The sequence below is a fragment of the Streptomyces sp. NPDC059398 genome, from assembly GCF_042751845.1.
Taxonomy (GTDB): domain Bacteria; phylum Actinomycetota; class Actinomycetes; order Streptomycetales; family Streptomycetaceae; genus Streptomyces.
Genome location: NZ_JBHYWP010000020.1, coordinates 26,485 through 52,056, shown reverse-complemented (window position 1 = coordinate 52,056; position 25,572 = coordinate 26,485). Strand labels below are relative to the sequence as shown.

Genomic DNA, 25,572 nt, shown 5'->3' with positions numbered 1-25,572 from the left:
AGAGGGAGGGATGCGCGGGTCCGTTCGGGCATGCGGTTGTCCGGGCATCCGGGCATTCGGTCATACGGGCGGGGGCCGGGTGTACCCCCGGGAGCAGGCATGGCGCATATTGAGGACCATGGTTGAGCAGGCGGAGGATGGGTCCGGGAAGGCCACTTCCCCGTCCGCCCGCCGGTCTTCGTCGATGCTTGCGGGTGCCGGGGACGGCCGTCTGTTGGCTGCGTGAGTGGGGACGACATGGAAATCGTGGTGGAGTTCGACCGGGAACCCGGGGCGGAGGACCGGCTGTGGCAGGAGCTGTGCGCGGGGCTGCCCGCCGGTACCCCGGCGCCCGGCGGGAGCCGCCCGCACCCCGGGACGCTGGGCGTCGCGGTTGCCCGCTCGGGCGATGGCGTACTGCTCGGGTGGGCGCCCGTGTTCCCCGGCGATGACCCGGACGCGGTGACGGTCGAGTGGCTGCTGGTGTCCCGGGAGCGTGAGCGCATCGTCCACGGCTCCGTCGCGGAACCGGACGGTACGGGGGACGAGGAGGCGGCCCTGGTCGCCCTCTTCCGGGCGGCGGCCGACGCGGCCGGAGCGGCCGGATTCCGGGCGCTGGACTGGCTGGACCGGGGTGACACGGGCGCCGAGCTGGACGCCCGCGCGGCGGCCGAGCTGGAGGCTTCGGTCCACCGGGAGCTGGGCCGGAAGTGGGGCGTGTCGGCGCTGTCCCGCTGGCAGCGCCCCGAGGGCCTGCCGCCGGTACGGACCCGCCGGGCGCCCCGGGGCACCGGGTGGCAGGGCCTGGAACTGCTGACGGCCGACGGGCGTACGGCAGCCCGGATCGCCACAGTGGTCGCCGGCCCCGAGGTGTACGTCGAGAGAGTCGCCCACCACGGCGTCGAAGCACCCGAACTGGGCTCCCTGGTGGCGGACTTCGTCGAGCAGATCCGCGAGGACCACCCCTCGGTCGAGTCCTTCCGGGTCCGCGAGGTGGACGACGAGGTGCTGGGCCTGGCGCTCAAGTCGGCCAAGCTGCGGATCAGCCACCGCTGGTGGCAGTACCGGCTGCCTCTCTGACCGGCGCCCTGGCCCGTACCCCAGGCCCGTACCCCTGGCCCGTACCCCTGGCCCGTACCCCTGGCCCGTACCCCAGGCCCGTACCTCAGGCCGGTGCAGCAGGCCCGCACCTCAGGCCCGTACCTCAGACCTCTTCGACCTGGTTGATCGTACGGATCACACGGGCCGGACTGCCGACGGCGACGACATTCGCCGGCAGGTCCTTGGTGACGACCGAGCCCGCCCCGACCACGGTGTTCTCGCCGATCGTCACCCCCGGGCAGACGATGACGCCGCCACCGAGCCAGACGTTGTCCCCGACGGTGACCGGCTCCGCCGCCTCCCACTTGGCGCGGCGCTTCCCGGGGTCGATCGGATGGGTCGGGGTGAGGAGCTGGACGTTCGGACCGATCTGTACGTCGGCGCCGATGGTGATGGTCCCCACGTCGAGGAAGACGGCGCCGAAGTTGACGAAGGTGCGCGGCCCGATGGTGATGTTGCTGCCGTAGTCCACCCGGAGGGGCGGCCGGACCTCCACATCCTCGCCGAGTGAGCCGAGCAGTTCGGTGAGCGCCGCCCGGCGGCCCGCCGGGTCGGTGGGCGCGCTGCTGTTGAACCGCTCACTCAGCACGGCCGCCCGCAGCGCGTCCGCGACCAGTTCGGGATCGTCGGGCAGATAGAACTCCCCGGCGAGCATGCGTTCCTTCTGACTGGTCACGGCAGACGTCCTCCAGCACTCTTCCCCCTCGGCCGCACGGTGCGCCCCCGCCACGATGCACCACACCGGCTCCCGGGCGTCCCCACCGCCGGGCCGGCTGCGGGTTTCCAGGCCGGTGGAGCACCAGGACCGGTAACAGGATCGGTAATCTGGGACCCATGAAACCGCGCGATCTTGAGAACCTCGTGCATCTGCGCCGGGCCCGGGATCTGATCGACAGGGAGTACGCGCGTCCGCTCGACGTGCCGACCCTGGCGCGGCACGCGCTCATGTCGCCCGGACACTTCTCGCGGCAGTTCCGCGCCGTCTACGGCGAGACTCCGTACAGCTATCTCATGACCCGCCGTATCGAGCGGGCGATGGCCCTGCTGCGCGGTGGCACACGGGTCACCGACGCGTGCATGGAGGTCGGCTGTACGTCGCTCGGCTCGTTCAGCTCGCGCTTCAGCGAACTCGTGGGGGAGTCGCCCACCGCGTACCGGGCCCGGGAGCACGGCGCCGTCACGGCGATGCCCGCGTGCATCGCGAAGGTCCGAACCCGGCCGACCAGGGGTTTCCCGGCCCGTCCGGACGGAGATTGACCGGCCCGTCCGGACGGGACAGCCCTTAGCTTGGTCCGCATGACCATCGCTCTCCAGTACTGCCACATCACCGTCAACGACGTCGACGAGGCCCTCGCCTTCTACCGCGACGCGCTCGGCCTCGAATCGCGCAACGACGTCGCATCGGGCGGATTCCGCTGGGTCACCCTGGGCAGCGCGTCCCAGCCGGGCCTGGAAATCGTGCTGTCGGAACCGCACGCAGGACGGTCCCAGGCCGACGGGGACGCCCTCCAGGAACTGCTCACCAAGGGCGTCCTGCCGAACATCGTCTTCTGCTCCGACGATCTCGACGCGACGTTCGAGACGGTGCTGGCGTCCGGCGCCGAGGTGCTCCAGGAGCCCATCGACCAGCCCTGGGGCCCGCGCGACTGCGCGTTCCGGGATCCCTCGGGGAACGTGGTGCGGATCTCCCAGGCCCCGAAGGCGTAACCCCGGGCGCGTCGCGGGGCGGCCGCCTCAGCTGTCGTGAACGGGCCGTGGGGCGGTGCGGCCTCAGCTGTAGTGGACGGGGCCGTGGGGGCGGTGCGGCCTCAGCTGTAGTGGACGAGGGAGGGCCAGAGCCGGTCCCAGCTGCCGCGCGGCTGCCGGCAGACGTAGATCGCCGCGTGGAACTGCGTCTCCTGGTCCTTCACTCCTCCCATCCGGACCGGAGCGACCTCCGTGACCCGGGCCCATGCCCGGTGCAGTGCGGCGGGGCTGAACTCGCCCACGCAGAGCGCGACATCCGGCCGTCCGGACGGCGGACCCCAGAGCGCGTACTGGTTCTGTCCGTTCACCACCAGCTGCCGCAGGCCCTGGGCCGGACCCAGGATCGTCAGCGCGCCCGCCTCGCCGTAGTTACTGGTGAAGATGGGTGTTCCGGGCGGTAGTGTGGCGGCGGCCCGCCGTACCTGTGTGACGAACCCCGGCCAGCCGTACGTCTCGATGACCGTCGGATTCACCCGCTGCACCACACCGGACGCATGCACCGGCAGGACCGGCAGCCCGATCACGAGCGCCAGCAGCGCCGAGACCCCCAGCGTCACCGGCCGCCCCACCCGGCCCACCCATTCCACCCGGCCCACCCGGCCCACCCGACCTACCCATCCCACGCGACCCACCCGGCCCCGGGACCGCTCCGCCGCTTCGACCCGTACCGCGCCCGCCGCGAACAGCCCGGCCAGTGCGGGCGCCGGGTAGTACGCCTTGCCGCCGCTCGCGGTGAACACCACGACCGACACCGCCGCGACGACCAGCACCCACCGGTGGGCGCGCCCGGCCGGGGACGCCAGCCACCGCACGCCCAGCACCCAGAGCGCGACCAGCAGAGGGCCCGCCAACAACAGAGCGAGCACCGGGACTTGCTCAAGCGAGCCGAGCGGCCCGCCCTCCCCGGCGGCGAGCACCCGGGCCATCCGCAGGTTCGGCCAGCCGTGCAGGGCGTCCCAGACCACGTTCGGCGCGGCGAGTGCGAGCGTCACGACGGCGGCGAGCCAGGGCCCGGTGGTACGCAGCGCCTCGCGCCGCAGCAGCACCAGACCGACGACGACCCCGGCCAGCAGAACGGCCACGGTGTCCTTGTTCTCCAGGCCGACGCCCGCCGTCACCCCGGCGGCCAGCCAGGAACCGGCGGTACGCAGCCGCAGCGCGCGGGCGACCAGCACCAGCAGTGCCGTCCATACGACCTGGTCCACCACCGTCGTACCGAACAGCAGCGAAGCGGCCACGAAGGCCGGGCAGGACGCGATCGCGGCGGCCGTGAGGGTCTGGGCGCGGCGGCCACCGCCGAACTCGGCGGCGAGCAGGGCCGCGAGCACGACACACCCGGTCTGCGCGGCCACCGCCAGGACCCGCAGCGGCAGCACACCACCGGGCAGTTCGGCGGCGAACCGGGCCAGCAACGGGGTCAGCGGCGGCTGGTCGGCGTAACCCCATGCCGGATGGCGGCCGCACAGGACGAAGTAGAACTCGTCACGGTGCCAGCCGTACCGGGTGGCGACCGCCAGGTGTACGACCGCCACGGCCGTGGCGACCAGCAGCACCGGGCGCCACGCCATCGCCGCGCGGCCGGGGTCGGAGTGTGTACTCGGTAAGGCGCGTTCAGCGGTGTCTGCCATGGCTTGCCTCCACAGGGGGGAACGCGGCCACCAGCAGTTGGTGCACGGTGCGACGGCAGCCTTCGTCGGTCAGCATCCGGGAGTCCGGGTCGTGGTGCCGGTGCATGGCGAACCAGGCGACCGTCTCCACGACGAACCGGGCGGCTGCCGGCACATCGGGGACCGGGCACAGCACTCCGGCCGTGATCCGGGCGTTCAGATACGCACAGAGCCGGCCGACGATCGCGCGCCGCCGCTCCACGAAGTACCACTGGGCCAGCTCGGGCAGCTGCTCGGCGCAGCTCTCGACCAGTTGCAGCACCAGGCGGTTCTGCTCGACGAACGCGTACAACTCGTCCACCACGGAGCCCAGTTCCGCGGTGGCCGGCAGTCCGGGCGGACCGGCCGACACCCTGGCCAGCAGCGGCAGCGCGGCCCGGTCGCCCGCCCAGGACTCGGCCAGCGCGATGACCTCCTTGGCCTCCGGTGTGGGCACCGGCACAGCGAGACCGGCGACCTCGTCCGGCCGCAGCACCCGCACGAGTGCCAGGTGGAGCAGGGCCTGCTTGCTCTTCGCGTAGGTGTAGACGGCGCCATGGCTCAGCCCGAGCGCGTCCGCGACATCGGAGATACCGGCGGACCGGAACCCCCGCGTCAGGAACACCCGCACCGCCGCGTCGGCGATCTCCTCCAGGGGCCGCATCGGCATCCGTCCACGCATGCGGTCACATTAGACTGACTGAGTCAGTCACTCAAGAGCCGATGCTGAACCCGGACCCGGGCCTGTATCCGGATCCGGGCCTACCGGACCTGGGCCTGTACCTGCACCTGCACCTGGGCCCGGAGTAAATCCGCGGCCGCCCTTGTTCGTACTCTCGTCGCGACGCGTGCGGCACGGTGGGCCACGGTCCACCGCGGCGATGAGAGCGGGAGCCGATGAGCCTTCGTCAGTACGAGTACGCCCTGGCCGTCGCCGAGGAGGGCTCGGTGACAGCGGCGGCGGAACTGCTGCATGTCGCCCAGCCGTCCATGTCCCAGCAGATCCGCGGCCTGGAGCGGGAACTCGGTGTGAAGCTCTTCGCCCGCACGCCGACCGGGCTGGTGCCCACCATGGTCGGCCGGGCGTTCCTGCGGGAGGCGGAGGTCGCGGTGAACGCGTCGCGGCGGGCGAGGGCGACCGCGCGGGCCGGCGCGGACGATGTCGCGGGCGAGCTGGTGGTCGCGGTTCAGATGGGCTTCGGTACACGGCAGTTGCCCGGCGCGCTGGGTGCGCTGCGCCGCCGCTTCCCGCAGCTGGAGGTCACCGTCTTCGAGGAGCCGAGCTCAGCCGAGCTGGACCGGCTCTGCCGCCGGGGTGTGCTGGACCTCGCCCTGATGGCGGCATGCGACCAGAGCCCCGCCGACGCCCACCACCTCGGCGACGAGGAGTTCGCCGTGGTGCTGGGCGCCGGGCACCGGCAACTCGCCGCGGACCGGGTCGAGCTGAGCGAGCTGGCGGGGGAGCCATGGGTGAGGTTCGACCGTGACAGCGCGCTCGACGGTGTGCTCCTGAACGTGCTGCGGGAGAACGACCTGACCCCGGTCACGGCCGCCCGCGTGTCCCAGACGGCGACAGCGGTGCGCTGGGCCGCCCACGGGCTGGGGGTCACGCTCGTCCCGGCCTCCACGGTGCCGCACGGCCACGAGCACCTCGTACGCCCGGTGTCCCCCGCCGTGTCCCAGCCCGTCATCGCCGTACTGCGGCAGGGTGCGGGCCCGGCGGAGACGGCGCTGCTTGAACTGCTGCGCCAGGAGAGCTGGTCCAGGCCCGCCGCTGAATTCGTTCTTCCGTAGCCGGATTCTTCCGTAACCGGATTCCACGAAAGCGACTTTTCTTGATTGCTTGAGTTACCCTCGTTGAGTTACCCCCGTGGGAATTCTCCGCCGTCCACGATGATATTGCTCCCGGTCAGCCAGCTCGCCCGCCCGGACACCAGGAAAAGTACCGCGTTGGCGATGTCGTCGGGCTGCCCTTCGCGCCCCAGCGGCGGCATGTCGTCGGCGTTGGTCAGGGCCGGCGCCCCGCCCATGCGTACGGTGACTTCCGCCCACTGCTCCCGGGTCGCCACGCCGCCGGGGGTGGCGGTTCTGCCCGGGGACACGGTGTTGACCCGGATGCCGGACGGGGCCAGCTCCGATGCCAGCCCCTGGCTGTAGGTCTCCAGGGCCGCCTTCGCCGCCACGTAGTGCAGGAACGATCCGACCGGGGTGAGGACCGCGGCCGACGAGATATGGACGATCGTCCCGGAGCGCCGTTCCCGCATGCCCGGTGCCAGCAGCGCGTCCAGCCGTACCGACGCCAGGAAGTTCAGGTCCAGCGCGTCCTGCCACTCCTCGTCCGAGATGGCCGCGACGCCCTCGCGCGGCGCCGCCCCGCCCGCGTTGTGGACCAGGATGTCCACCCCGCCGAGCCGCTCCTGCGCCGCTGCGGCGATCGCCTCGGCCCCGGCCCGTGTCCGTACATCGGCCGCCACGAAGCCGGCCCCCTCCGGCACCGTGCTCGTCGCCGACCTGGCGGTCGTGAGCACCTCGGCGCCCGCGTCCAGGAGCTGGCGCACGACGGCCGCCCCGATCCCACGGGAGCCGCCGGTGACCAGGGCCCGCTTTCCCGCGAGTTCCAGGTTTCCCGGGAAATCCCGCTTTCCTGATGTCTCTCCGACTGTGGTCATGCCACCGGTCCTCTCCATGGCGTATGTATCCGCTCGACGGAAAAAGTTTCGATGTGCGCGGAGCGCGAATTCTGGGGAAGAGTTCCGGAGAAATCGCGGTGGCGTCCCATCGATGTGTTCGACGGTACGTCCGCGAAAGAGCCAGGGGCAAAGACGTAAGAACAGCGGGTGCTATAGGGGTTGCCTATATGGGCTTCCTGAAGGGATTCCTATAAGGGGTGCCCATGAGGGATTCTGTTTCTTGAGTGGATGTCTCTTGGGGAGTTTCTACGGGCCGGTGCCGTATGCCCGACCGGACGGCTCTCAGTTCCCCACGCCGAGGCCGGACATGAGCGGGGACGGGTACCGGTCCCCGCGCGCCGCGCCCGCCGGTACCGCCTTCTCGATCTCGGCGAGGTCGTCGGCGGTGAGGTCGACCGCCAACGCCGGCAGTGCCTCGGACAGCCGCTCGCGGGTGCGGGCGCCGACCAGCGGCACGATGTCCCGGCCCTGCGCGGCCACCCAGGCGATGGCGAGCTGGGCGACGGTGCATCCCTTCGCCCCGGCCACCCGGCGCAGCGCCTCCACGAGGGCGAGGTTGTGTTCCACGTTCCCGTCGGCGAACCGCGGGCTGGAGCCGCGGCTGTCGCCGGGACCCGCGGTGTGACCGGCCGACCAGTGCCCGGAGATGAGGCCACGGCCGAGCACCCCGTACGCGGTCAGGCCGATGCCGAGTTCCCGGAGCGTGGGCAGGACCTCCGCCTCCACGGCGCGGGAGATCAGCGAGTACTCGATCTGCAGGTCGGCGACCGGGTGCACGGCGTGGGCCCGGCGGACCGTCGCCGCGTCGACCTCCGAGAGGCCGAGGTGCCGTACGTACCCGGCGTCGATCATCTCCTTGACCGCGCCCACCGTCTCCTCGATCGGGACCGCCGGGTCCAGCCGGGCCGGACGGTAGATGTCGACGTGGTCGGTGCCGAGCCGGTTGAGCGAGTAGGCCAGGAAGTTCTTCACCGCTTCGGGCCGGCCGTCCACACCGACGAACCCGGAGTCGGGGCCGCGCAGCACACCGAACTTGACGCTCAGCTGGTAGCTGTCCCGGTCCCGTCCGCGCAGCGCCTCGGCGAGCAGCAGTTCGTTGTGGCCCATGGCGTAGAAGTCGCCGGTGTCGATCAGCGTGACACCGGCCTCCAGCGCGGCGTGCACGGTGGCGATGCTCTCCGTACGGTCGGCCTCTCCGTAGGCGCCCGACATCCCCATCGCGCCCAGGCCCAGCGCGGAGACGGCGGGACCGGTACTGCCCAGTGTCCGTGTCTGCATCACGTTCTCTTCCGTCCGTCGTGTTCATTACTTTTGCGGTGTTCGTAGCATTCATGGCATTCGGAGCCTTCGTGGCCTTCGCCATGGATCTTCTCCCCACCTTGCGCCTGTGCGGCGCCGTACGGCAGCGGAGTGTTCATCATGGGAGCGCCACTCCCTGGATCGGCCCGCCCGCCGCGGGCGACGATGGAGCCATGCAACGGGACCAGCTCGCCGACTTCCTGCGCCGCCGCCGTGAGGCGATCCGCCCCTCCGACGTCGGTATCTCCGACGGTCCCCGCCGCCGTACCACCGGTCTGCGCCGGGAGGAGGTGGCCATGCTCGCCGGTATGTCGGTGGACTACGTGGTCCGTCTTGAGCAGGGCCGCAGCAGTCAGCCCTCGCCCCAGCTGCTCGGTGCGCTGTCCCGGGCGCTGCGGCTGTCCGACGACGAGCGCGGCCATCTCTTCCACCTGGCCGGCCACCGGCCACCGCCCGTCGACGCGGTGGCCAGGCTGGCCCGCGCCGGCCTGGTGCGGATGCTCGACCTGCTCGGCGACACCCCGGCCGTGGTCCTCTCTGACCTGGGCGAGGCACTCGCCCAGAACCGGGCCTCCGTCCTGCTGGCGGGCGACCACACCGGCCTCTCGGGCGACCGGCGCTACGTCGTGTACCGCTGGTTCACCGACCCCGCTTCCCGCGACGGCCGACCGGTCGCCGAGCAGGAGGAACACGCCCGTCAGCTCGTGGCCGACCTGCGCGCGACCGCCGGCCGGCGGGCCGGTGACCCTGTGGTCACCGGACTCGTCGACCGGCTGCGAGCGGCGAGCGGCGACTTCCGCAGGCTCTGGGCCGAGCACCAGGTGGCGGTCAGGCGCGCCGACCGCAAGACCCTGCTGCACCCACGGGTGGGCAGCCTGCTGATGGACTGCGAAACCCTGGTCACACCCGACCAGGGGCAGATGCTCCTGGTCCTCACCCCGGCCGACGCCGAGACACGCGAGCGGCTGGAACTGCTGCGGGTACTCGGCACCGAGGAATTCTCCGGGGGGACGACGCACACGCCGGCGCAGTGAGACGGCCGGACCCTCCCGCTACCCCCGCAGCTGCTCGCCGGGATCGACGCCGGTCAGCCGGCAGCTGGTTTCCCACAGCCGTGCCGCGACAGCGCTGTCGGTCAGATGGCTCCACACCGCTTCCCGCCGGGGTGCGCCCCGCAGGCCGAAGACGCGTGGCCCCCACAACTCCCCACCGTGGACGGCCGGATCGAGTACCGCCCGCACCGCCGGCCAGGCCCCGGCGTGCTTGCCCTGGACGAGAAGACCCACGGGCGCCGCGCCGAGCCGGGCGCCGAGACTCCGCGTATGGACCGGCGGGCGGGGCGGGGTGAGGGAGTCCAGCGCACCGCCGGGATGGACCACCACGCTCTCGACCGGGCTGTCGGCGGCGCGCAGACGGCGGTCCAGTTCGAGCCCGAAATACATCTGGGCCAGCTTGGACCGCCCGTATGTGCGCTTGGCCCGGTAGTCCCGGCGTGACTGGAGGTCGTCCAGGTCCAGCCGTTCCGACTTCGCCGCGAAACTGCCGACGGTCACGACCCGCGCCGCAGGGGCGGCCGACAGCAGCGGCATCAGCAGCCCGGTCAGCGCGAAATGCCCGAGGTGGTTCGTGCCGAACATCAGCTCATGCCCGTCCCCGGTCTCCTGGCGGGGCGGGTCGTCCAGCGCGACACCGGCATTGTGGACCACGGCGTCGAGAGCACGTACGCCCAAGGATTCCGTCACCGCCCCGAGCGACGCCGGGTCCGCGAGATCCATCCGTACGGCCCGCACCTCCGCACCACGCACCCGCGAGCGGATCGAGGCAAGGGCGGCTTCGGCGCGCGCGGGATCCCGGCAGCCCAGCACGACGGTGGCCCCGGTCGCGGAGAGCTGCTCCGCGATGAAGTACCCGATCCCCGCGTTGCCCCCGGTGACCAGGAAGACACGCCCCTCGGCACGCGGCAGTCGGTGAACATCCCAGGGCGGGGCGGAGGACATCGGCGGCATGGGGGCAGGCTCCTTCGACCGGAAACGGCATGACGGTGGCGGCGACCCCGGGGGGAGCGGCCTGGCACCCACCATCCCCTCGCGCACCGACACATCACCGACGGATCACCGGCCACCGCCGCTGAGCACCGACATCCCACCGACAGGGGCCGCGGCCGCGCCGCCCTGCCCTGGACACGTGTGGGCAGGGCGGGGGCCGTGACCTGCGGCGCCTTCACGGCCGGGCGGCCCTCTAGGGGCGGATGTAGGGCCGGGTCATGATCTCCATGTTGTGGCCCTCCGGATCGTCGAAGTACGCGCCGCGTCCGCCGAAGAGACGGTTGATCCGGCCGGGCTCGGTGTGGCCGGGGTCGGCGTAGTAGATGACCCCAACCGCGTCCAGACGGGCGATCATGCCGTCGAACTGCTCATCGGGAACGAGGAACGCGTAGTGCTGGGGCTGGATCGGCTCGTCACGCTTCTCGTAGTAGTCGAGCGTCACGCCGTTGCCGAGGTCGACCGGCAGGAAGGGGCCGAACGGGGCGCTGACTTCCAGACCCAGGATCGTCGCGATGAACTCGGCCGACAAGTGACGGTCACTGGCGTAGATGGCGGTGTGGTTCAACTGGACGCCGGCCGTCGCCGACGTGGGGTACGCGTCCTGCTGTTGTTGTTCGAGTGGCATCCGAGGCATGTCTCCAGGTCTTGAATCCGCTGGGTAGGACGCCGTGCGAGGGCGTCGGTACGAAAGACATGGAAGGCGGGCGGGGCTCTTGCCCGCCTCGCGCTCACGCGGAGGCCGGGCGTCCCACTCGTGAATGGCCCTTGGCCGACCCGGCAGTCATCCCAGCGACCTTAGTGCGCACCATGGGCCGGGGCAACTGTGCCTTCCGGGGGCGGTCGGGGGCGGTTCTTCCCCGATGGCCTGGTGGGGCGTCAGGCCGTGGGTCCCGGCACGAGCCCCTGGCTGCCTTCGGCGTCTCGGCCTCAGGCGGGGCGCTTGGCCATGACGACCACACCCGGCCCACTGAACTCATTTGCCGGGAGTTGAAGTTCGGCGACGGGGCGTAGTCCGGCCTGCTCGATCAAGTCGACGAACTGTTCCGGCCGCCATTTGTGCGTCGTCCAGCGGACGGCCACACCTCCGTAGGCCTCCGTGCGTACCGCGTCCTCGTCGCCGACGTGCGTTCCGGTGATGAGGTGTCCGCCCGGCTTCAGCGCCCGCGCGAACAGGGCGAGGACCTGGGGGAGGACGCTGCGCGGGAGGTTGAACAGTGACCACCACCCGAGTACGCCGCCGAGGGACGCCTCTTCGAGGCTCAGCTCGGTGGCGGAGGAGACGCTGAAGCGGCAGTGCGGATACCGACGCCGGGCGTTTTCGATCATGCCGGGCGAGAGGTCGACTCCGGACACGTCGAGACCGCGTTCGGCGAGGTAGGCGGTCACCGTTCCAGGCCCTCAGCCGACGTCGAGGACGGGCCCGAGTCCGCTCACGGTGTCGGCGAAGATGTCGATCGATGCCTTGAGCCAGGGATGGCGACGGATGTCGCCCATTCCCGTCGCCGCGACCATCTCGGCGTAGTTGTCGGCCACCCGGTCGTAGGACGCACGGACCACGTCGAGATCGGCCGGTCGGTCAATTCGGTGTGCGCCCATCGGCCAACCATAGGGCGACGAGCCCGCGGGGGTAGGAGGTTCGACAACTCAATTTCCGCAGGCAAGTTGTCGCGGCGTGTCGGTCCGCGAGACGAGCGGCGTGTCGGTCCGCGAGGCGAGCGGCGTGTCGGTCCGCGAGGCGAGCGGCGTGTCGGTCCGCGAGGCGAGCAGGGCCAGGACCGGGCGGCCCGGAAGGCGAGATTCCGGCCGAAGGCTTCGTGGCCGTCGACGGTGAAGCGCCACTCCAGCAGAGCCGACCGCACCGTGCGCGGTCCGGGCGAGCGAAGTGCCGCCGTGCCGCGACGGGCTGCATCGTCTCTGCTCGGCCGGGGGTGTGGCGGGCCACACCCCAAGTGGATGGCATACCTCAGTGACGGGGTGGTCGACGGCGCGACATCGTGACCGGCATGACGAGGGGGCCGCCCGGCACATGGTTCGGGCTGCCCCGTGCCCGATCGAGCCGAAGGACCCTCCATGCACACTCATAAGGCCCTGCCGCGATCTGCGAAGGTGCCCGGTCGGGCGCCGGCCGTGCTCGTCGTGCTCGCCGTGACGCTCGGTGCCGCCTTCGTTCTCGTCCCGGGCAGGCTGGCGGCGATCGGGACGGAGGACGGGTTCTCCTCGCAGCGGAACCTCGTCGACACCCTGAGCCCGGCGTTCGTCAGGTACTGGAAGTCCGGGAACCGGAGATTTCCCCCTGACCTGGAGAGGGTTGTGGACTACTGGTTCCGCTTCCACGTGGTCAAGGGCGTCTTGGCGGCGGCCCTGCTGATCGTGTTCGTCGCCCTCGCGGTCAGGCTCTGGAAGGCGTTCTTGAGGCCCGGTGGTCCCGGAGCGTCCGGTGGTCCCGGGGCGTCCGGTGGTCCCGGGGCCGAGGGCAGGGGCCTCGCCTTGGCTGCCGTCCTCGTCAGCGTGCTCGCGCTGGTGTCGCTGGCGGCGCTGATGGCGAATGTCCAAGGCGCGATGGCACCCTTCTCCTCGGCGACCGGGCTGCTCCCGCTCGGTGCCCCCAGCGGCCGATTCGCCGGTGCGGTCGATCAGATCAAGCAGGGCCTGGCCCACTACCCGAGCACGCACGGCCAGAACGCGGCTGCCCTCAAGGTGATGGTCGACGACTTCGGCCGGTACCACGCGGTGCTCGCCGTACTGGCGTCCGCCGTGGCGGTCGCCCTGATCGGCCTGAGCGTGCTGGCGTGGCGGAGATTCGCCGCGACGGCCCGGCCGGACGGGCGGACCCGGCGCACGATGAGGTCGTTCGGCGTTCTCTCGGCCCTGCTCGCGCTGATGGTGCTCGTCATCGCAGTGGCCAACGCGGGTACCGCCGCGGAGCCGGCGCCGGCACTCCTGGGGTTCTACGAAGGCGGCCTGTGACGCCTCGCCGGGCATCGGCGGACGGGCCAGGTCAGGAGCGGAGATAGGCGAGGACGGCGAGGACTCGGCGGTGCTGAGTGCCGTCGGGCGGCAGGCCGAGCTTGGCGAAAACGTTGCCGATGTGCTTCTCCACCGCGCTGTTGGAGAGCGCCAGTTGCCGGGCGATGGCCGTGTTGGAGTGGCCCTCGGCCATCAGGCTCAGGAGCTGACGCTCCCGTACGGTCAGCGCCTCCAGTGGGGCAGCGCGGCGCTGCCCGGCCAGAAGCTGGGAGACGACCTGGGGGTCGAGTACGGTCGCCCCGCGGGCGACCCGGTCCAGGGTGTCCAGGAACTCCTCGACCCGGGCGACCCGGTCCTTCAGCAGATAACCGATCGCGCCCGACCCGTCCGCGAGCAGCTCGGCGGCGTAGGACACCTCCACGTACTGGCTGAGTACCAGGACGGGGGTGCCGGGCAGCTGCGCGCGGGCATCGATCGCCGCGCGCAGGCCCTCGTCCGTATGGGTCGGCGGCATCCGTATGTCGACGATCGATACGTCCGGGCGATGGGTGAGTACGGCCTGGACCAGGGCAGGGCCGTCACCGACGGCCGCGACCACCTGGTGGCCGTCATCGGCGAGCAGGCGGACCAGGCCTTCCCGTAGCAGTACCGCGTCATCGGCCACGACGATCCGCAGCGGACGGACGGCCGCGTGGTCCGGCGGTGCTCCACCGGCCGATTCGGGAGCCGATGCGGGAGTCGGTCCGGGAGCCGATTCGGCCGAGGTCAGAGCCATGGAAGTTCTCCGGTGATCGTCGTGGGGCCGCCGTCGGGGCTGGACGTCAGCAGCCGGCCGCCGACCGCGCGCACTCTGTCGTCCAGGCCGCGCAGGCCGTGTCCCTTGGCCATGGCCGCTCCACCGCGGCCGTCGTCCGTCACCCAGACCCGCAGGAGCCCCTGACTGTGGCGCATGCCGATCGTGCACCGCTGGGCGTGGCTGTGCTTGGCCACGTTGGTCAGGGCCTCGGCCACCACGAAATAGGCAGCCGTCTCGACTGCGGGATCGGGCCGGCGGTTCAGGGGCACGAGGTCGAGACCGGCGGGTACGACGCTGCGCTCAGCCAGTGCGGTGAGCGCCGTCGGCAGGCCCCGGTCGGAGAGTATCGGCGGGGCGATCCCGCGCGACAGGGCTCTCAACTCCTCCAACGTCTCCTGTGCTTGAACGATCGCGTCGGCGAGCGCCTCCCGGGCGGTGTCCGGTCTGCTGTCGAAGTGGCGTTGGGCGCGGCCCAGTTCAATCGCCAGTCGAATCAGCCGCTGCTGGGGGCCGTCGTGAATATCGCGTTCCAGCCGGCGCAGGGCCGCCGCCTCGGTCGTCACCGTGGCGAGGGTCTGTGCGCGGGCGGTGTCCCGTTCCTGCTCCAGCCCGCTGATCCTGCGGTGCAGCGCTGACAGGTCGGACAACAGGATCTTCCCCAGCCCGGCCTGGGCGGTGACGCACGCGCGCGTCACCAGCGGCAGGGTGGCCAGCGTCAGCAGGCCGACCGTGACGCCGAAGGCGATCCGCTGGCCGGGCGAGGTCAGCCCCAGGCTCAGTGCGACGTGGGACTGGGAACTGCCCGCATAGAGGTTCATCGGCCGCAGTGCGTCGGACGTCGCGTACGGGTTGCGTAGCGCAACCGTGACTGCGGCCAGGCCGACGAACCACCACAGCACCGTCACCACCGACGTGACCACGACGACCGGGATCACCAGCAGCGTGTGCGCCACGTCCAGCCACAGCCCCGGATCGGACGCCTGCCCCGGACGCCGGCGTGCGCCCTGTGCCTCGCCCGCCCCGAAGCGCACCACGGCGATCCGCCACCGTTCCACGTCGGCCGCCCACCGCGCCACTTCCGGAGCGACAGCCCTGACTGGTGACGACAGCGGCCCGACAGCGCTGAGACACAGGGAGCCGAGCACCAGCAACAGGCCGAACGCGGCACTGACCGGTGCGGTCAGCAGGTACGACGAGTCCAGCAGCGTACGGCGTCCCAGGCGCGTCGCGAACCGGCTGCCCGACCGCCACCGACCCGCAGACACGCCCGTGACCACGGGAGGCAACGATTCAGCCATGCGCCCAGCGTATGGCGCTGGACGGGTGTCGCGTCGTGGTCAGCGACGACTCCGCCGCAAAGAAGAGGCCATCGGGGCCCATCCACTCGTCATGACGGCCGTGGGAGAACCGGTGGCAGGTGCCGGAGAAGTTCGAGACACCGCCTTCTCCCTTGACCAGACCTTCGTGAGAGGCCCGCCCCCTCTGGTACGTCATGACCATGTCAGACTCGACGCCCGCACCACCAGCGGTGACGACGTTGCCATCGTGCAGGCCCGGAACCGGGCAATGCCGCTCCGCGAAAATGCGCCCAGCGCCCACCGGGAAGCCCCTGCGACGGCACGGTGTAGGGCTTGGAGGTCTTCTTCTTGCCGGCCGTATTCAGCAGGGCCTGCTCGCAACAACGGAGCTGGACGAGGCGCGGGAGTTCCTGGCCCCGCTTGTGCAGCGGTTACGTGAGGACGACCGTGCGCTCAGCATCTACTTGCGTCGACCCGCATGGATCTCGACGCCGCTGAGGGCAGCGGTCGCAGACAACGTGCCGAGCAGGGCGCATCCGGGACACTGGAGATGAGCGCAGTCTGCCGATCCAGAACCTGGCACGTCGCGGATCAAGAGATCGGCCGGTTCACGCTCGCGGCCCTGACCATGCCCCTCGGGGACCCCCCCGGGCCACGTCTGAGGGTGTACGTCGCCGAACCCTGTACCCCGGTTCACGGTGCTGTCCTCCTGCTGGGCGGCACAGGACGTGTCCAGCTTCGATTGAGGCAGCCCTGCCAGAGTTGGACCCGGTCTTCCGGGGAACGTCACGGTGGTGATATCACGGTGTCGCGGTCGGTGATCACCGGGCTATGGAAACGGGGGCGGTGTGGACGAGGAGTGCGTGGCGAGCGGCAGCGTCGACCGGCAGCCTCTGACGCTGTTGCCTCCGCAGCTGCGCACGATGCCTCTGCCCTCCCCGAAGCAGCTCGTCATTCTCTACGACCCCGATCAGTTCGAGGAGTTCGTCAAGGAGTGGGTGCCGGCACTGGACGTGGACTATCACCTCGTCGAACGGCATGGCGGTTCGGGCGATCACGGCATCGACGTAGCGGGCTACCTCACCCCGCAGCGGCTGGAAGGCGAGTGGCACAACTACCAGTGCAAGCACTACAGCAACGGGCTGGCGTGGGGGACTGCCGCGCACGAAATTCGGAAGATGTTCGCTGCGGCGGTTGATCGGCATTTCACGGTTCCGAGCCGCTACGTCTTCACCGCGCCCATCATTTCCCGGGGACTCGTCCGCCAGCTCGCCAAGCCCAGTGAGGCACGGGAGAAGTTTCTCCAGGAGCTCGCCTCCACCACGGACAAGATCTTCACCGACCTCAGCGTGGAGAAGCGCCATGAGGTGACGGAGCTCGCGGCGGCGACGGACTTTTCCATGTTCGAGTGCGTCGACATGGACGGGATGCTTGAGCAGCACCGCAAAACGCCTCACTGGTCTGCCCGTTTCTCCCATCAGGAGGTGGAAGGTGGACCCGAGCCGATGGCTCCCCCGCCGGAGCATCAGCCGATCGAGGCGCGCTACATCCAGCAGCTGATGGACGTCTACCGGGAGCGGTGGGGCCAGTCCATGAGCTCGCTGGAGCAAGTCGTCGCACATGCAGTGGCCCGTGAGCACCTGCGGCGTCAGCGGGAGGCATTCTACTCCGCCGAGGCACTGCGGCTCTTCGCACGCGACCGCACGCCCGAAGGGCACTTTGAGGCGGTTCTCGACGACATCAACGACATCGTGGTGGAGGTCGCCGCGGCCACCCACGCCTCGGGGTGGGACCGCTTGCAGGCCGCACTGCAGGCCGCTGGGAGCATCGTCCTTACACAGACGGTCCTCAGCCCGTTCGTCCGCTCCAAGGACAGAGTGGGGGCGTGCCACCACCTGGCGAACGCCGACCGCTTGATCTGGTGCCCGGAAGGAGAATCATGAACCCTCTCAACAGTCCGCTGGAGGTGGGGGTGCGTGCGCTTGCTCTCCTGTCAGAAAGCCATCCCGAGCCCCTCGACCTCGCTGAGCTCGTCCTCCTGGACTACGCACTGCTCCACAGCGGCGAGTTCAGCGGGCCGCCCAGCCTTCACCCCGACCTCCCCGGCCGGGAGGGCGAACTGGGAATGAAGCGCGCCGTGCTGGAGCAGGCGCTCCTGGTGCTCGTCCGGGCAGGCCTGGCCGAGATCAAAGCCGGCCCGGACGGCCTTGCCTACCTGGCAACCGGTCAGGGCCCCGCGTTCGTAGACGTGCTCCAGTCCTCCTACGCGGAGAACCTGCGGCAGCGCGCTGAGTGGGTCGTCCGGGAGTACGCGCCCGGGGTGGACGTACGGGCCGGTACACACGCTGTCACCGGCCGCCGTGCGGGTGGCCCCGAGTCTTCCGGATCCGAGGCGCGCCATGACTGACCTGCGGCTGCTCCACCTCACCTACGCCGGCTCTGGCAAGCCCACCGCCCGCGTCGAGTTCGACGACGCCCTCACCGTCGTCTACGGGGCGTCGGACAGCGGGAAGTCCTTCATCGTCGAGTCCATCGGGTACATGCTCGGCGGCGACAGCCCCTCGCGCATCCCCGAGGCCGAGGGGTACAGCCAGATCCTGCTGGGACTGCGGCTGCCCGACGACCAGGTGGTCACCCTGCTGCGTACGCCTGACTCGGGCGCCGTTCACCTGCACCGAGGCGACTTCAGGGACCTTGTCACCCAGCCCTCCGACGCTGTGCTGACCGCCACCCATACCGCGCGGAGCACGCACAGCCTCGCTCTCTTTCTGCTGGGTGAGCTCGGTCTCGACGGCGTGCGCATCCGCAAGAACGAGGCCGGTGACACGCGGTCGCTCGGGCTCACTGATCTCGTACATCTTTCGGTCATCACCGAGACACGCATGTGGCAGCCGTTGTCGCCCGTCTTCCGCTCGGCTGCCTCCAGTGGGCGCACCGCGGCGAAGTCCGTCCTGAAGTTCCTTCTCACCAACGATGACGACCCCGTCGTGGACACCGGGCCGAACCCTGGTCAGCGGCGCCTCAACAAGAGCAACATCGCCCTGATCGACCAGATCGTGCTCGATCTCCAGGCCAAGCTGACCACGCAGGAGAACCAGACTCAGCTCCGCGAACGCCAGCGCCGGATCCAGACCTCGATCGACACGGGGTCCCAGGCTCTCCGGGCGGCAGCCGACCGCCACCTTGCCGCGGTGACGAAACGTATGCACAGCACTAAGGAACTGGCTCGGACAGAGGAACGTCTCGCCGAGGTCACCGAGCTTCTGGAGCGGTTTGGACTGCTGGAACGGCAGTACCGTTCCGACCTCGACCGGCTCGCCATGGTCGCCGAGGCGGGCAGCCTGCTCGGCTACTTCCGCGTCGGCACCTGCGTGTTCTGCGGCGCCGAAACCCAGCACCAGAACCCCGGCCACGGCGCCCAGGAGACCACACAGCTGCACGCTGCCGTTCAGGCCGAGACGGCCAAGACCTTCGCCCTGCTCACCGACCTGCTGCCCACCATCGCCGATCTGCGTACCCAGGCTCAGGAGCTTCACTCGGACCGCCTGTCGCTGCACAACCAGATGGATCAACTGGCTATTGAGATCAGTAACTTGGAGGACCAGACCGGCCCCGATCGCGCACACCTGGACGAACTCCTTCAGGCGCGATCCACTGTGGAGCGGGAACTCGACCTCCAACAGCGCATCGCAGAGCTCGAAGAGCGCCGTTCACGACTCGACGGGGCAGGCGCCCTGGCTACGCACCGGCCTCCCGGCCATATTCCCAGCAGATTCCTGACCGCCTTCGACCGCACCCTCCAGCGCACCCTGCAAACCTGGCAGGTGCCGGCTGTGGAGTACGCCGAGTACGACCAGTACGGTGCGGAGATCCGTGCCGGAGGACGCGACCGGTCCAGTCGAGGCAAAGGTGTCCGCTCCGTTCTGCACGCCGCGTTCACCACCGCGCTCGCCCGGTATGCCCTCGATGTCTCCGGACCCCGGCTTGGATTCGTGGTGCTGGACTCACCGGTGGTGACCTACCGGGAACCAGTGGGAGAGGACGTCACCATCACCTCCCAGGTGGTGGAGCGCTTTTACCGCGACATGCTCGAGTTCCCCGGGCAGGCCGTCATCATCGAGAATGGCGATCCGCCGGCCGACATACTCGAGCACGCGCGTACCTACCAGTTCACCGCGACGTCGTCTGGACGTGCTGGCTTCTTCCCGCATCCGGTGAGGAGAGTTTCCCAAGACACGACGTGAGCAGCTCGCGGGAAAACAGTCGCCTTCACTGTCACCGTCCTCTCAGCCGTGCCCGGGTTCAGGGTATGACCATCTCGACGATCCGCGGGTCGTCGTACGCCAGCCACGTGGAGGCGTTCTCGTCGAGTTCCCTGATGGCGGCCATGCCGACGGTACTGAGTGCGAAGTCGAAGACCGCGAGGTTCTCCCCCACGCGACGGTGGGAGGCCATCTTGGGGGTGGCCACGATGTCGTGCTCACCAGTCGGCGCAGGATGCTCTGCGCCCCGGTCTTCCCGTGATGCTCACAACTCGACGCGATCACCGAAAGAGGACAAGAAGAAAGGGGCAGTGGCCATAGTTGGCGAGTGCCCCTTTAAGTCTTCCAGGAGATTAGCACGCCAGGGGAGAGCTCCGCTACGGTACCCGGCGTGAACGCATCATCACACTTCGCACCCGACTCCTATGCGAGACACGCGCTCGCACGCATGATCGACTATTTCACCGACGAAGGCACTCCATGGGCCCGGAGATTGTGGGACATCGGGTCGGTGCTGGCGCTGGAGGAACTGTGGGAAGCCGGTTCCTGGCAAGCCCAGGGCGTACTGTCGCCTGCGGCCTGCGACTGGCAGCGGGCCGAACTGCGCGCACTCATCGGCCCGGACCGGGGGCTGGGCGAGCGTGAGCTGCGCAAGGAGATCACCGCGCTGCTGAGCGCTCCTCTGCCCGACCCGAGCCCGGCCAGACGCCGTCTGCGGGAGATCGTCGATCACGCACGCTCGGGCTACCTGGAGCGCTGGACTGCCGCCGTCGCTGGTAGCAGTCGCCCCGGCCCTGAGCGGTTCTCACGCACTGTTGCCGCGCATCTGCTGGACCTCGGGTACAGCGCGAGTCATCTGCTGGCCTGGGCGCAGGGGCTGTACGCAGAGCGAGCGGACACAGTCCGCATCGCCGAGAGTGCCGCGGCCCTTGCACGATCTTCTCCCCGCTCGTTCGACGTCCTGATCGCACTGCACAGCGTTCCGCAGCGAGATCTCGCTGAACCATTGGCGAACTGGATGCCAAAGGGGAAAGTGATCGCTTGGCTTCGCGAGCACGGACACGACACCGCTGGCATTCGGTCTGGTGGGGGGTTCCTATACCAGTTCACCGCGCTGGATGCCTATGGGGCCGCCGAGCAGGCCCGCCAGATGATCGAGCGCATGGTCGCCCGGTCCTCGTTCCTGCGCCGGAATCGTGGGGGCATCGTCCCGCTGCCGTACATCTGGGTCGCGGGACACCCGCAGCCGATTCCCGTCACCCCGCCGGCCAGGGGCGCCGACGTACTGACGCTGGTCAACGAGGGGCACCTCTACCGCATCCATGAATCCCGCAGTCGCATCGACGACGCGCTGGAACTGGCCGCACCGGTCAACCAGGGCCCTCTCGGGCCTGCCGTCGCCGGCGCCTGGGCCGCCGTCGAGGCACTCCTCTCCCACCCGGACGACCCTCAGGAAGTTGAGCGTTCCGGCAAGGCGGTCGCCGCCGACCGTCTTGCGGTGATCATCGCCTGCTCTTGGCCCCGGGCCGAGTTGACCGCGCTCGCCCACCGGCACAAGCCGCAGAGTCCCGACGCTCTGTCCGAGCGCCTTGCGGCATGCAGGACTAACCTCGACCGTGCGTCTTGCCTCTCCGATGTGTTGCGCGTCTCGGGTGTGGACGCCTTCGACTTCTCGGGTGCCCGCACGAAGCACAGCGACCGCCCGGCGGCGGAGCGGATGGCTGCTTTGCTGGCAGATCCGCGCCGCGTCCTGAATGAGGTCATGGGCACCTATCGCATCGCGCTGCGTCGTCTGTATCGCACCCGCAACATCGTGCTGCACGGCGGAGCCACGCAAGGGGTGGCCCTGCATGCTTCTCTGCGCACCGCAGCCCCACTCGTCGGAGCGGGTTTGGACCGCATCGTCCACGCCGCTCAAGTTCAGCAGGTTGCCCCTCTCGACCTGGCCGCGCGCGCCGAAGTTGCCCTGCGCCTAGTCGGAGGCGAGACGGGGCTGCCCGTCGTGCGGCTCCTCGAACCGGCGTAATCGTGAACGTGCGACCTTTTGGGCACGATCAACCACGCTGATGCGACATATGTCGCGCTCAGACGACACCTACCGTGCTCAGTCACAACCCCCGGCCACCGTGGCGCGTAACACTTTTGCAAGCGCCTGCTTGCAAAAGTTAGCGACATGGGTGCAGCATCGTCCTATGGCATCACTCAACGTCGGCAATCTCGGTGGGTACCTGCGCGAGCAGCGGCGCTCGGCGCAGCTCTCCCTGCGGCAGCTTGCCGATGCCGCCGGGGTGTCGAATCCGTATCTGAGTCAGATCGAGCGCGGTCTGCGCAAGCCCAGTGCGGACATCCTCCAGCAGCTGGCGAAGGCGTTGCGGATCTCTGCGGAGACCCTGTACGTCCAGGCCGGGATCCTTGACGAGAAGGAGCGGGACGAGCTGGAGACGCGTGCCGTCATCCTGGCCGATCCCTCCATATCCGAGCGCCAGAAGCAGGTGCTGCTCCAGATCTACGAGTCCTTCCGCAAGGAGAACGGGCTCGAACTCGCACCGGATGCGCCGCGCGGCACGGCGGACACCGGCCCGGCGGACGGCAGTGGTGCCGCCCAGCGGCCCCGGCGGGCAGCGGACGACACGCGTGCGGCGCGGGAGGCGCATGAGGCGTCTGAAGTGACGGACGCTGACGAAGTGCGTGAAGTACACGAAGTACGTGAAGTACGTGAAGCGCACGGAGATGTACGAGACGTACGTGACGTGCCAGACGTACGCGACGACGACCACGAGCAGAACTGATCCGGGAGGACCACAGTCATGGCCATCACCGATGACCTGCGCAAGACCCTCACCGACCCGACCCCCCTCTACTTCGCGGCCGGTACCGCCGACCTCGCCGTGCAGCAGGCCCGCAAGGTGCCCGCGCTGCTGGAGAAGTTCCAGGCCGAGGCGCCCGCCCGTATCGACGCGGTGCGCAACACCGACCCCAAGGACGTCCAGGACCGCGTGACCACCCAGGCCAAGGAGGCGCAGGCCAGCGTCACCGCGAAGGTCAACGAGGTGATCGGGGCGTTCGACACCGACCTGAAGAAGCTCGGTGAGACCGCGCAGGATCTGGCACTGCGCAGTGTGGGCGTGGCCGCGGAGTACGCGGTCCGGGCCCGTGAGACGTACGAGAAGGTCGCCGAGCGCGGCGAGCAGTCCGTACGGCAGTGGCGGGGCGAGGCCGCCGACGACATCGTCGTGTTCGGCACGGTCGTCGAGCCCGAGGCCCCGGCCAGGCAGAAGCCCGGTACCAGGACGGCCGGCAAGGCCACGCCCCGGACCGCGCCGAAGTCGGGAGCCGGGAGCAAGGCCGCGCCGAAGCAGGGGGCCGGGAGCAAGGCCGCGCCGAAGCCCGGCGCCAGGACCGAGTCGCGGATCGCGCAGCCCAGGACCGCCGCCAAGCCCGCCTCCGCCTCCGCGCCCGCGCCCGGATCGAAGTCCGAGGTGAAGGCCGAGGCCAAGCCCGCGGCGGCCAGGAAGAGCACCGCGCCGCGCAGCACGGCGGCGAAGAAGAACACGCCGCCTGCCGGGAAGTAGGACTTCACCGTTTCACCGTCCCACCGGGTACGGATGGATCGGGCCGAGCCGGGCACCTCCTGGGTGCCCGGCTCGTTCTTTCGGTAGCGTGGCCGTGTAGGCGGCCGGTCGAACAGGCGGTGTTGTGCAGTGCTGATGCAGGGTTTCGCAGGGTTGATGTCGCTGTTGAGTCTGGCGCTCATCCTCTTCAGCGGGTTCGCGCTGGTGGACGCGGCGATCCGCCGGGAGGACGCGTACCGGGCCGCGAGCAAGCAGACGAAGCCGTTCTGGCTGATCATCCTGGCCATCGCGTTCGTAGTGAACTGGCTGTTCTCGATCCTGTCCTTCCTGCCGGTCATCGGACTGATCGCGACCATCGTCTACATGGTGGACGTGCGCCCCGCGGTCCGGCAGGTCTCGGGCGGCGGCCGCGGTCGCCGCGGCGGCTCCAGCAGCGACGGACCGTACGGGCCGTACAACGGCGGGCGGTAGACCCCCGGCTTCCCCCGCCCGATCACCGGCAGCACAAACGAAACGCCTCGGACGCCCCGGATGCCCCGGAACGGTGGCCGGGGCGTCCGTCGTCTCGGGGCGTCCGTCATCCCCAGGGCGCCGGATCCCCATGGCAACCGGGGCGTCCGCCGTTCCGGGGCGTCCGTCATCCCGAGGCGTCCGCCGTTTCCGGGTATCCCTCGTCCCAGGACCGGCTAGCCGCCCAGGCGGGTGCCCCCGCGGCGCTCCAGCAGGAGTACGGCCACGTCGTCGGTCAGCTCGTCGCCGTTGAGGTCGCGGACCTCTGCCACCGCCGCCTCCAGCAGGCTCTCGCCGCGCAGGCCGGCCGTCAGCTGGCGGTCGATCATCTCGACCATGCCCTCCTGGCCGAGCCGCTGCGTGCCCGGTCCCACCCGGCCCTCGATCAAGCCGTCCGTGTACATCAACAGGGCCCAGGACGAGCCGAGTTCGACCTCGTGCCGGGGCCAGCGGGCCTGGGGGAGCAGCCCGAGCGCCGGGCCGCCGTCCTCCTGCGGGAGGAGCCGCGCGGTACCGCCGTCGCGGGAGACCAGCGGGGCGGGGTGGCCGGCCAGGCAGAGTCCGGCCCGGCGGCCGTCCGGGGCGATGTCCACCGTGCAGAGCGTCGCGAACAGCTCCTCGCTCTCCCGCTCGTGCTCCAGTACCCGCTGGAGCGTGGAGAGCAGCTGGTCGCCGCAGAGCCCGGCGAAGGTCAACGCCCGCCAGGCGATACGCAGTTCCACCCCCAGCGCCGCCTCGTCGGGACCGTGCCCGCAGACGTCGCCGATCATCGCGTGCACGGTCCCGTCCGGGGTCCGCACCACGTCGTAGAAGTCACCCCCGAGCAGCGCGCGCGAGCGGCCCGGCCGGTACCGCGCGGCGAAGCGCAGGTCCGATCCTTCGAGGAGCGGTGTGGGGAGCAGGCCGCGCTCCAGGCGGGCGTTCTCCTGGGCGCGCAGCCGGGACTCGGCCAGTTTGTAGTGCGCGGTGTCGGCGCGCTTGCGCTCCACCGCGTACCGGACGGCGCGGTTCAGCAGCCTGCCGTCCAGCTCCTCGCGGAGCAGGTAGTCCTGTGCCCCGACCCGGACCGCGTCCGTCGCGCTCTCCAGGCGGGCGGCCGGGGCCAGTGCCAGGACGGCATGGCTGGGCGCGAGCTTCAGGACATGGCGGAGTACGGACAGCTCGTCGTCCGCGTCCGCTCCCGGCAGTGCCAGGTCGAGCAGGATGCAGTGCACGTCGTCCGTGAGCAGCCGCCCGGCCTCGGTGAGGTTGCGCGCGGTACGGACGCGTACCCGCGTCCCGGCGGCGTCGAGCAGCTCCGGGACCGTGAAAGTGCCCGCTGGATCGTTCTCGATCACCAGCAGCGTCAGGTCGGTGCTGCCGGTGGAGTCCGGTCCCCTGGTCTGGTGGGGCAGAACGGTCTGACCGTTCTCCATCGCTTCGGTTTCCTTCCCTCCCCCCGAGGGCGCGGTGGAGCGCCAGACGACGCACCACCGACGGGGACCTTAGCGGTTGGCGGGCCCACTGCGGAATGGCATCGGGGAAACCGCCTGGGTCATATGCCCACTCCAGACCCGCATCCGGCGGTTTGACGGTGTGCAGACCCATGACGAACGTCACTCGGGGACTCGCCCGCGTCATCAGTCGGGGACCCGCCCGCGTCACTCGGGGACCCGCCCGCC

General features: G+C 70.2%; 24 protein-coding genes and 1 pseudogene. 13 read left to right on the top strand and 12 right to left on the bottom strand.

The window, feature by feature from the left end; translation table 11 throughout:
- Positions 1-222: 222 nt before the first annotated feature.
- Positions 223-1,059: a hypothetical protein gene (locus ACFXBC_RS10275; protein WP_385021238.1), complete on the top strand. Its 837-nt coding sequence runs from the start codon at positions 223-225 to the stop codon at positions 1,057-1,059.
- 124 nt (positions 1,060-1,183) lie between these two features.
- Here ACFXBC_RS10275 and ACFXBC_RS10270 read toward each other — a convergent pair whose 3' ends face one another.
- The gene (locus ACFXBC_RS10270; RefSeq protein ID WP_385021360.1) at positions 1,184-1,735 is read right to left on the bottom strand and encodes a sugar O-acetyltransferase; all 552 of its coding nucleotides are present in this window, start codon (positions 1,733-1,735) and stop codon (positions 1,184-1,186) included.
- A gap of 179 nt (positions 1,736-1,914) precedes the next feature.
- Here ACFXBC_RS10270 and ACFXBC_RS10265 point away from each other — a divergent pair, with 179 nt between their 5' ends.
- Complete coding sequence (locus ACFXBC_RS10265; RefSeq protein ID WP_385021235.1) at positions 1,915-2,337, top strand: helix-turn-helix transcriptional regulator; 423 nt, start codon at positions 1,915-1,917, stop codon at positions 2,335-2,337.
- A 39-nt stretch (positions 2,338-2,376) separates the two neighbouring features.
- Entirely contained in the window at positions 2,377-2,787 is a 411-nt protein-coding gene (locus tag ACFXBC_RS10260) for a VOC family protein (protein WP_385021232.1), read from the top strand.
- A gap of 101 nt (positions 2,788-2,888) precedes the next feature.
- On the opposite strand, the gene ACFXBC_RS10255 is transcribed toward ACFXBC_RS10260, so the two are convergent.
- Both ACFXBC_RS10255 and ACFXBC_RS10250 read right to left on the bottom strand, forming a co-directional pair.
- Positions 2,889-4,454, bottom strand: coding sequence for a glycosyltransferase family 39 protein (locus ACFXBC_RS10255; protein ID WP_385021229.1), 1,566 nt, complete (start codon positions 4,452-4,454; stop codon positions 2,889-2,891).
- Complete coding sequence (locus ACFXBC_RS10250) at positions 4,438-5,154, bottom strand: TetR/AcrR family transcriptional regulator (RefSeq protein ID WP_385021227.1); 717 nt, start codon at positions 5,152-5,154, stop codon at positions 4,438-4,440. The genes ACFXBC_RS10255 and ACFXBC_RS10250 overlap by 17 nt, the downstream gene beginning before the upstream one ends.
- A 215-nt stretch (positions 5,155-5,369) precedes the next feature.
- Here ACFXBC_RS10250 and ACFXBC_RS10245 point away from each other — a divergent pair, with 215 nt between their 5' ends.
- Positions 5,370-6,266 (top strand): LysR family transcriptional regulator, encoded by an 897-nt coding sequence (locus ACFXBC_RS10245; protein ID WP_385021224.1) that lies wholly within the window; start codon positions 5,370-5,372, stop codon positions 6,264-6,266.
- 68 nt (positions 6,267-6,334) lie between these two features.
- On the opposite strand, the gene ACFXBC_RS10240 is transcribed toward ACFXBC_RS10245, so the two are convergent.
- Together ACFXBC_RS10240 and ACFXBC_RS10235 are read right to left on the bottom strand one after the other, a co-directional pair.
- A complete protein-coding gene (locus tag ACFXBC_RS10240) occupies positions 6,335-7,141 on the bottom strand; it encodes an SDR family oxidoreductase (RefSeq protein WP_385021221.1) in 807 nt (268 codons plus the stop codon).
- Positions 7,142-7,444: 303 nt separating this feature from the next.
- Positions 7,445-8,440 (bottom strand): aldo/keto reductase, encoded by a 996-nt coding sequence (locus tag ACFXBC_RS10235; RefSeq protein WP_385021218.1) that lies wholly within the window; start codon positions 8,438-8,440, stop codon positions 7,445-7,447.
- A gap of 194 nt (positions 8,441-8,634) precedes the next feature.
- Here ACFXBC_RS10235 and ACFXBC_RS10230 point away from each other — a divergent pair, with 194 nt between their 5' ends.
- The gene (locus ACFXBC_RS10230) at positions 8,635-9,495 is read left to right on the top strand and encodes a helix-turn-helix transcriptional regulator (protein ID WP_385021215.1); all 861 of its coding nucleotides are present in this window, start codon (positions 8,635-8,637) and stop codon (positions 9,493-9,495) included.
- Between the two features lie 18 nt (positions 9,496-9,513).
- Here ACFXBC_RS10230 and ACFXBC_RS10225 read toward each other — a convergent pair whose 3' ends face one another.
- From ACFXBC_RS10225 to ACFXBC_RS10215, 3 genes and pseudogenes are all read right to left on the bottom strand, one after another.
- Positions 9,514-10,467: an SDR family NAD(P)-dependent oxidoreductase gene (locus ACFXBC_RS10225; protein ID WP_385021212.1), complete on the bottom strand. Its 954-nt coding sequence runs from the start codon at positions 10,465-10,467 to the stop codon at positions 9,514-9,516.
- Positions 10,468-10,699: 232 nt separating this feature from the next.
- Positions 10,700-11,131, bottom strand: coding sequence for a VOC family protein (locus tag ACFXBC_RS10220; RefSeq protein ID WP_385021209.1), 432 nt, complete (start codon positions 11,129-11,131; stop codon positions 10,700-10,702).
- A gap of 302 nt (positions 11,132-11,433) precedes the next feature.
- Positions 11,434-12,102, bottom strand: a pseudogene (locus tag ACFXBC_RS10215) (methyltransferase domain-containing protein).
- A gap of 474 nt (positions 12,103-12,576) precedes the next feature.
- On the opposite strand from ACFXBC_RS10215, the gene ACFXBC_RS10210 reads away from it, so the two are divergent.
- Entirely contained in the window at positions 12,577-13,473 is an 897-nt protein-coding gene (locus ACFXBC_RS10210) for a hypothetical protein (protein ID WP_385021206.1), read from the top strand.
- A 31-nt stretch (positions 13,474-13,504) separates the two neighbouring features.
- Here ACFXBC_RS10210 and ACFXBC_RS10205 read toward each other — a convergent pair whose 3' ends face one another.
- On the bottom strand, positions 13,505-14,149 hold the full coding sequence (locus ACFXBC_RS10205; RefSeq protein WP_385021357.1) for a response regulator: 645 nt from the start codon (positions 14,147-14,149) through the stop codon (positions 13,505-13,507).
- 89 nt (positions 14,150-14,238) lie between these two features.
- The gene (locus tag ACFXBC_RS10200; protein ID WP_385021203.1) at positions 14,239-15,567 is read right to left on the bottom strand and encodes a histidine kinase; all 1,329 of its coding nucleotides are present in this window, start codon (positions 15,565-15,567) and stop codon (positions 14,239-14,241) included.
- Between the two features lie 848 nt (positions 15,568-16,415).
- On the opposite strand from ACFXBC_RS10200, the gene ACFXBC_RS10195 reads away from it, so the two are divergent.
- From ACFXBC_RS10195 to ACFXBC_RS10185, 3 genes are read left to right on the top strand one after another with little or no spacing between them, the layout of a single operon-like run.
- Positions 16,416-17,510 (top strand): ABC-three component system protein, encoded by a 1,095-nt coding sequence (locus ACFXBC_RS10195; RefSeq protein WP_385021199.1) that lies wholly within the window; start codon positions 16,416-16,418, stop codon positions 17,508-17,510.
- Positions 17,507-17,974, top strand: coding sequence for an ABC-three component system middle component 2 (locus tag ACFXBC_RS10190; RefSeq protein ID WP_385021196.1), 468 nt, complete (start codon positions 17,507-17,509; stop codon positions 17,972-17,974). The genes ACFXBC_RS10195 and ACFXBC_RS10190 overlap by 4 nt, the downstream gene beginning before the upstream one ends.
- On the top strand, positions 17,967-19,811 hold the full coding sequence (locus tag ACFXBC_RS10185; protein ID WP_385021193.1) for a hypothetical protein: 1,845 nt from the start codon (positions 17,967-17,969) through the stop codon (positions 19,809-19,811). Before ACFXBC_RS10190 ends, ACFXBC_RS10185 begins: the two co-directional genes overlap by 8 nt.
- A 58-nt stretch (positions 19,812-19,869) precedes the next feature.
- On the opposite strand, the gene ACFXBC_RS10180 is transcribed toward ACFXBC_RS10185, so the two are convergent.
- Positions 19,870-20,037: a hypothetical protein gene (locus ACFXBC_RS10180; RefSeq protein WP_385021190.1), complete on the bottom strand. Its 168-nt coding sequence runs from the start codon at positions 20,035-20,037 to the stop codon at positions 19,870-19,872.
- A 240-nt stretch (positions 20,038-20,277) separates the two neighbouring features.
- On the opposite strand from ACFXBC_RS10180, the gene ACFXBC_RS10175 reads away from it, so the two are divergent.
- The 4 genes from ACFXBC_RS10175 (at position 20,278) to ACFXBC_RS10160 (ending at position 23,872) form a co-directional block, all read left to right on the top strand.
- Positions 20,278-21,855 (top strand): integrase, encoded by a 1,578-nt coding sequence (locus tag ACFXBC_RS10175; RefSeq protein ID WP_385021187.1) that lies wholly within the window; start codon positions 20,278-20,280, stop codon positions 21,853-21,855.
- A 166-nt stretch (positions 21,856-22,021) separates the two neighbouring features.
- Positions 22,022-22,618 carry a helix-turn-helix domain-containing protein gene (locus ACFXBC_RS10170; protein ID WP_385021184.1) on the top strand — a complete coding sequence of 199 codons (597 nt, stop codon included), beginning with the start codon at positions 22,022-22,024 and terminating at the stop codon, positions 22,616-22,618.
- Positions 22,619-22,636: 18 nt separating this feature from the next.
- Positions 22,637-23,401 (top strand): hypothetical protein, encoded by a 765-nt coding sequence (locus tag ACFXBC_RS10165; RefSeq protein WP_385021181.1) that lies wholly within the window; start codon positions 22,637-22,639, stop codon positions 23,399-23,401.
- Between the two features lie 129 nt (positions 23,402-23,530).
- Positions 23,531-23,872, top strand: coding sequence for a DUF2516 family protein (locus ACFXBC_RS10160; protein ID WP_385021178.1), 342 nt, complete (start codon positions 23,531-23,533; stop codon positions 23,870-23,872).
- Between the two features lie 215 nt (positions 23,873-24,087).
- Here ACFXBC_RS10160 and ACFXBC_RS10155 read toward each other — a convergent pair whose 3' ends face one another.
- On the bottom strand, positions 24,088-25,326 hold the full coding sequence (locus ACFXBC_RS10155; protein ID WP_385021175.1) for a PP2C family protein-serine/threonine phosphatase: 1,239 nt from the start codon (positions 25,324-25,326) through the stop codon (positions 24,088-24,090).
- Positions 25,327-25,572: the final 246 nt, after the last annotated feature.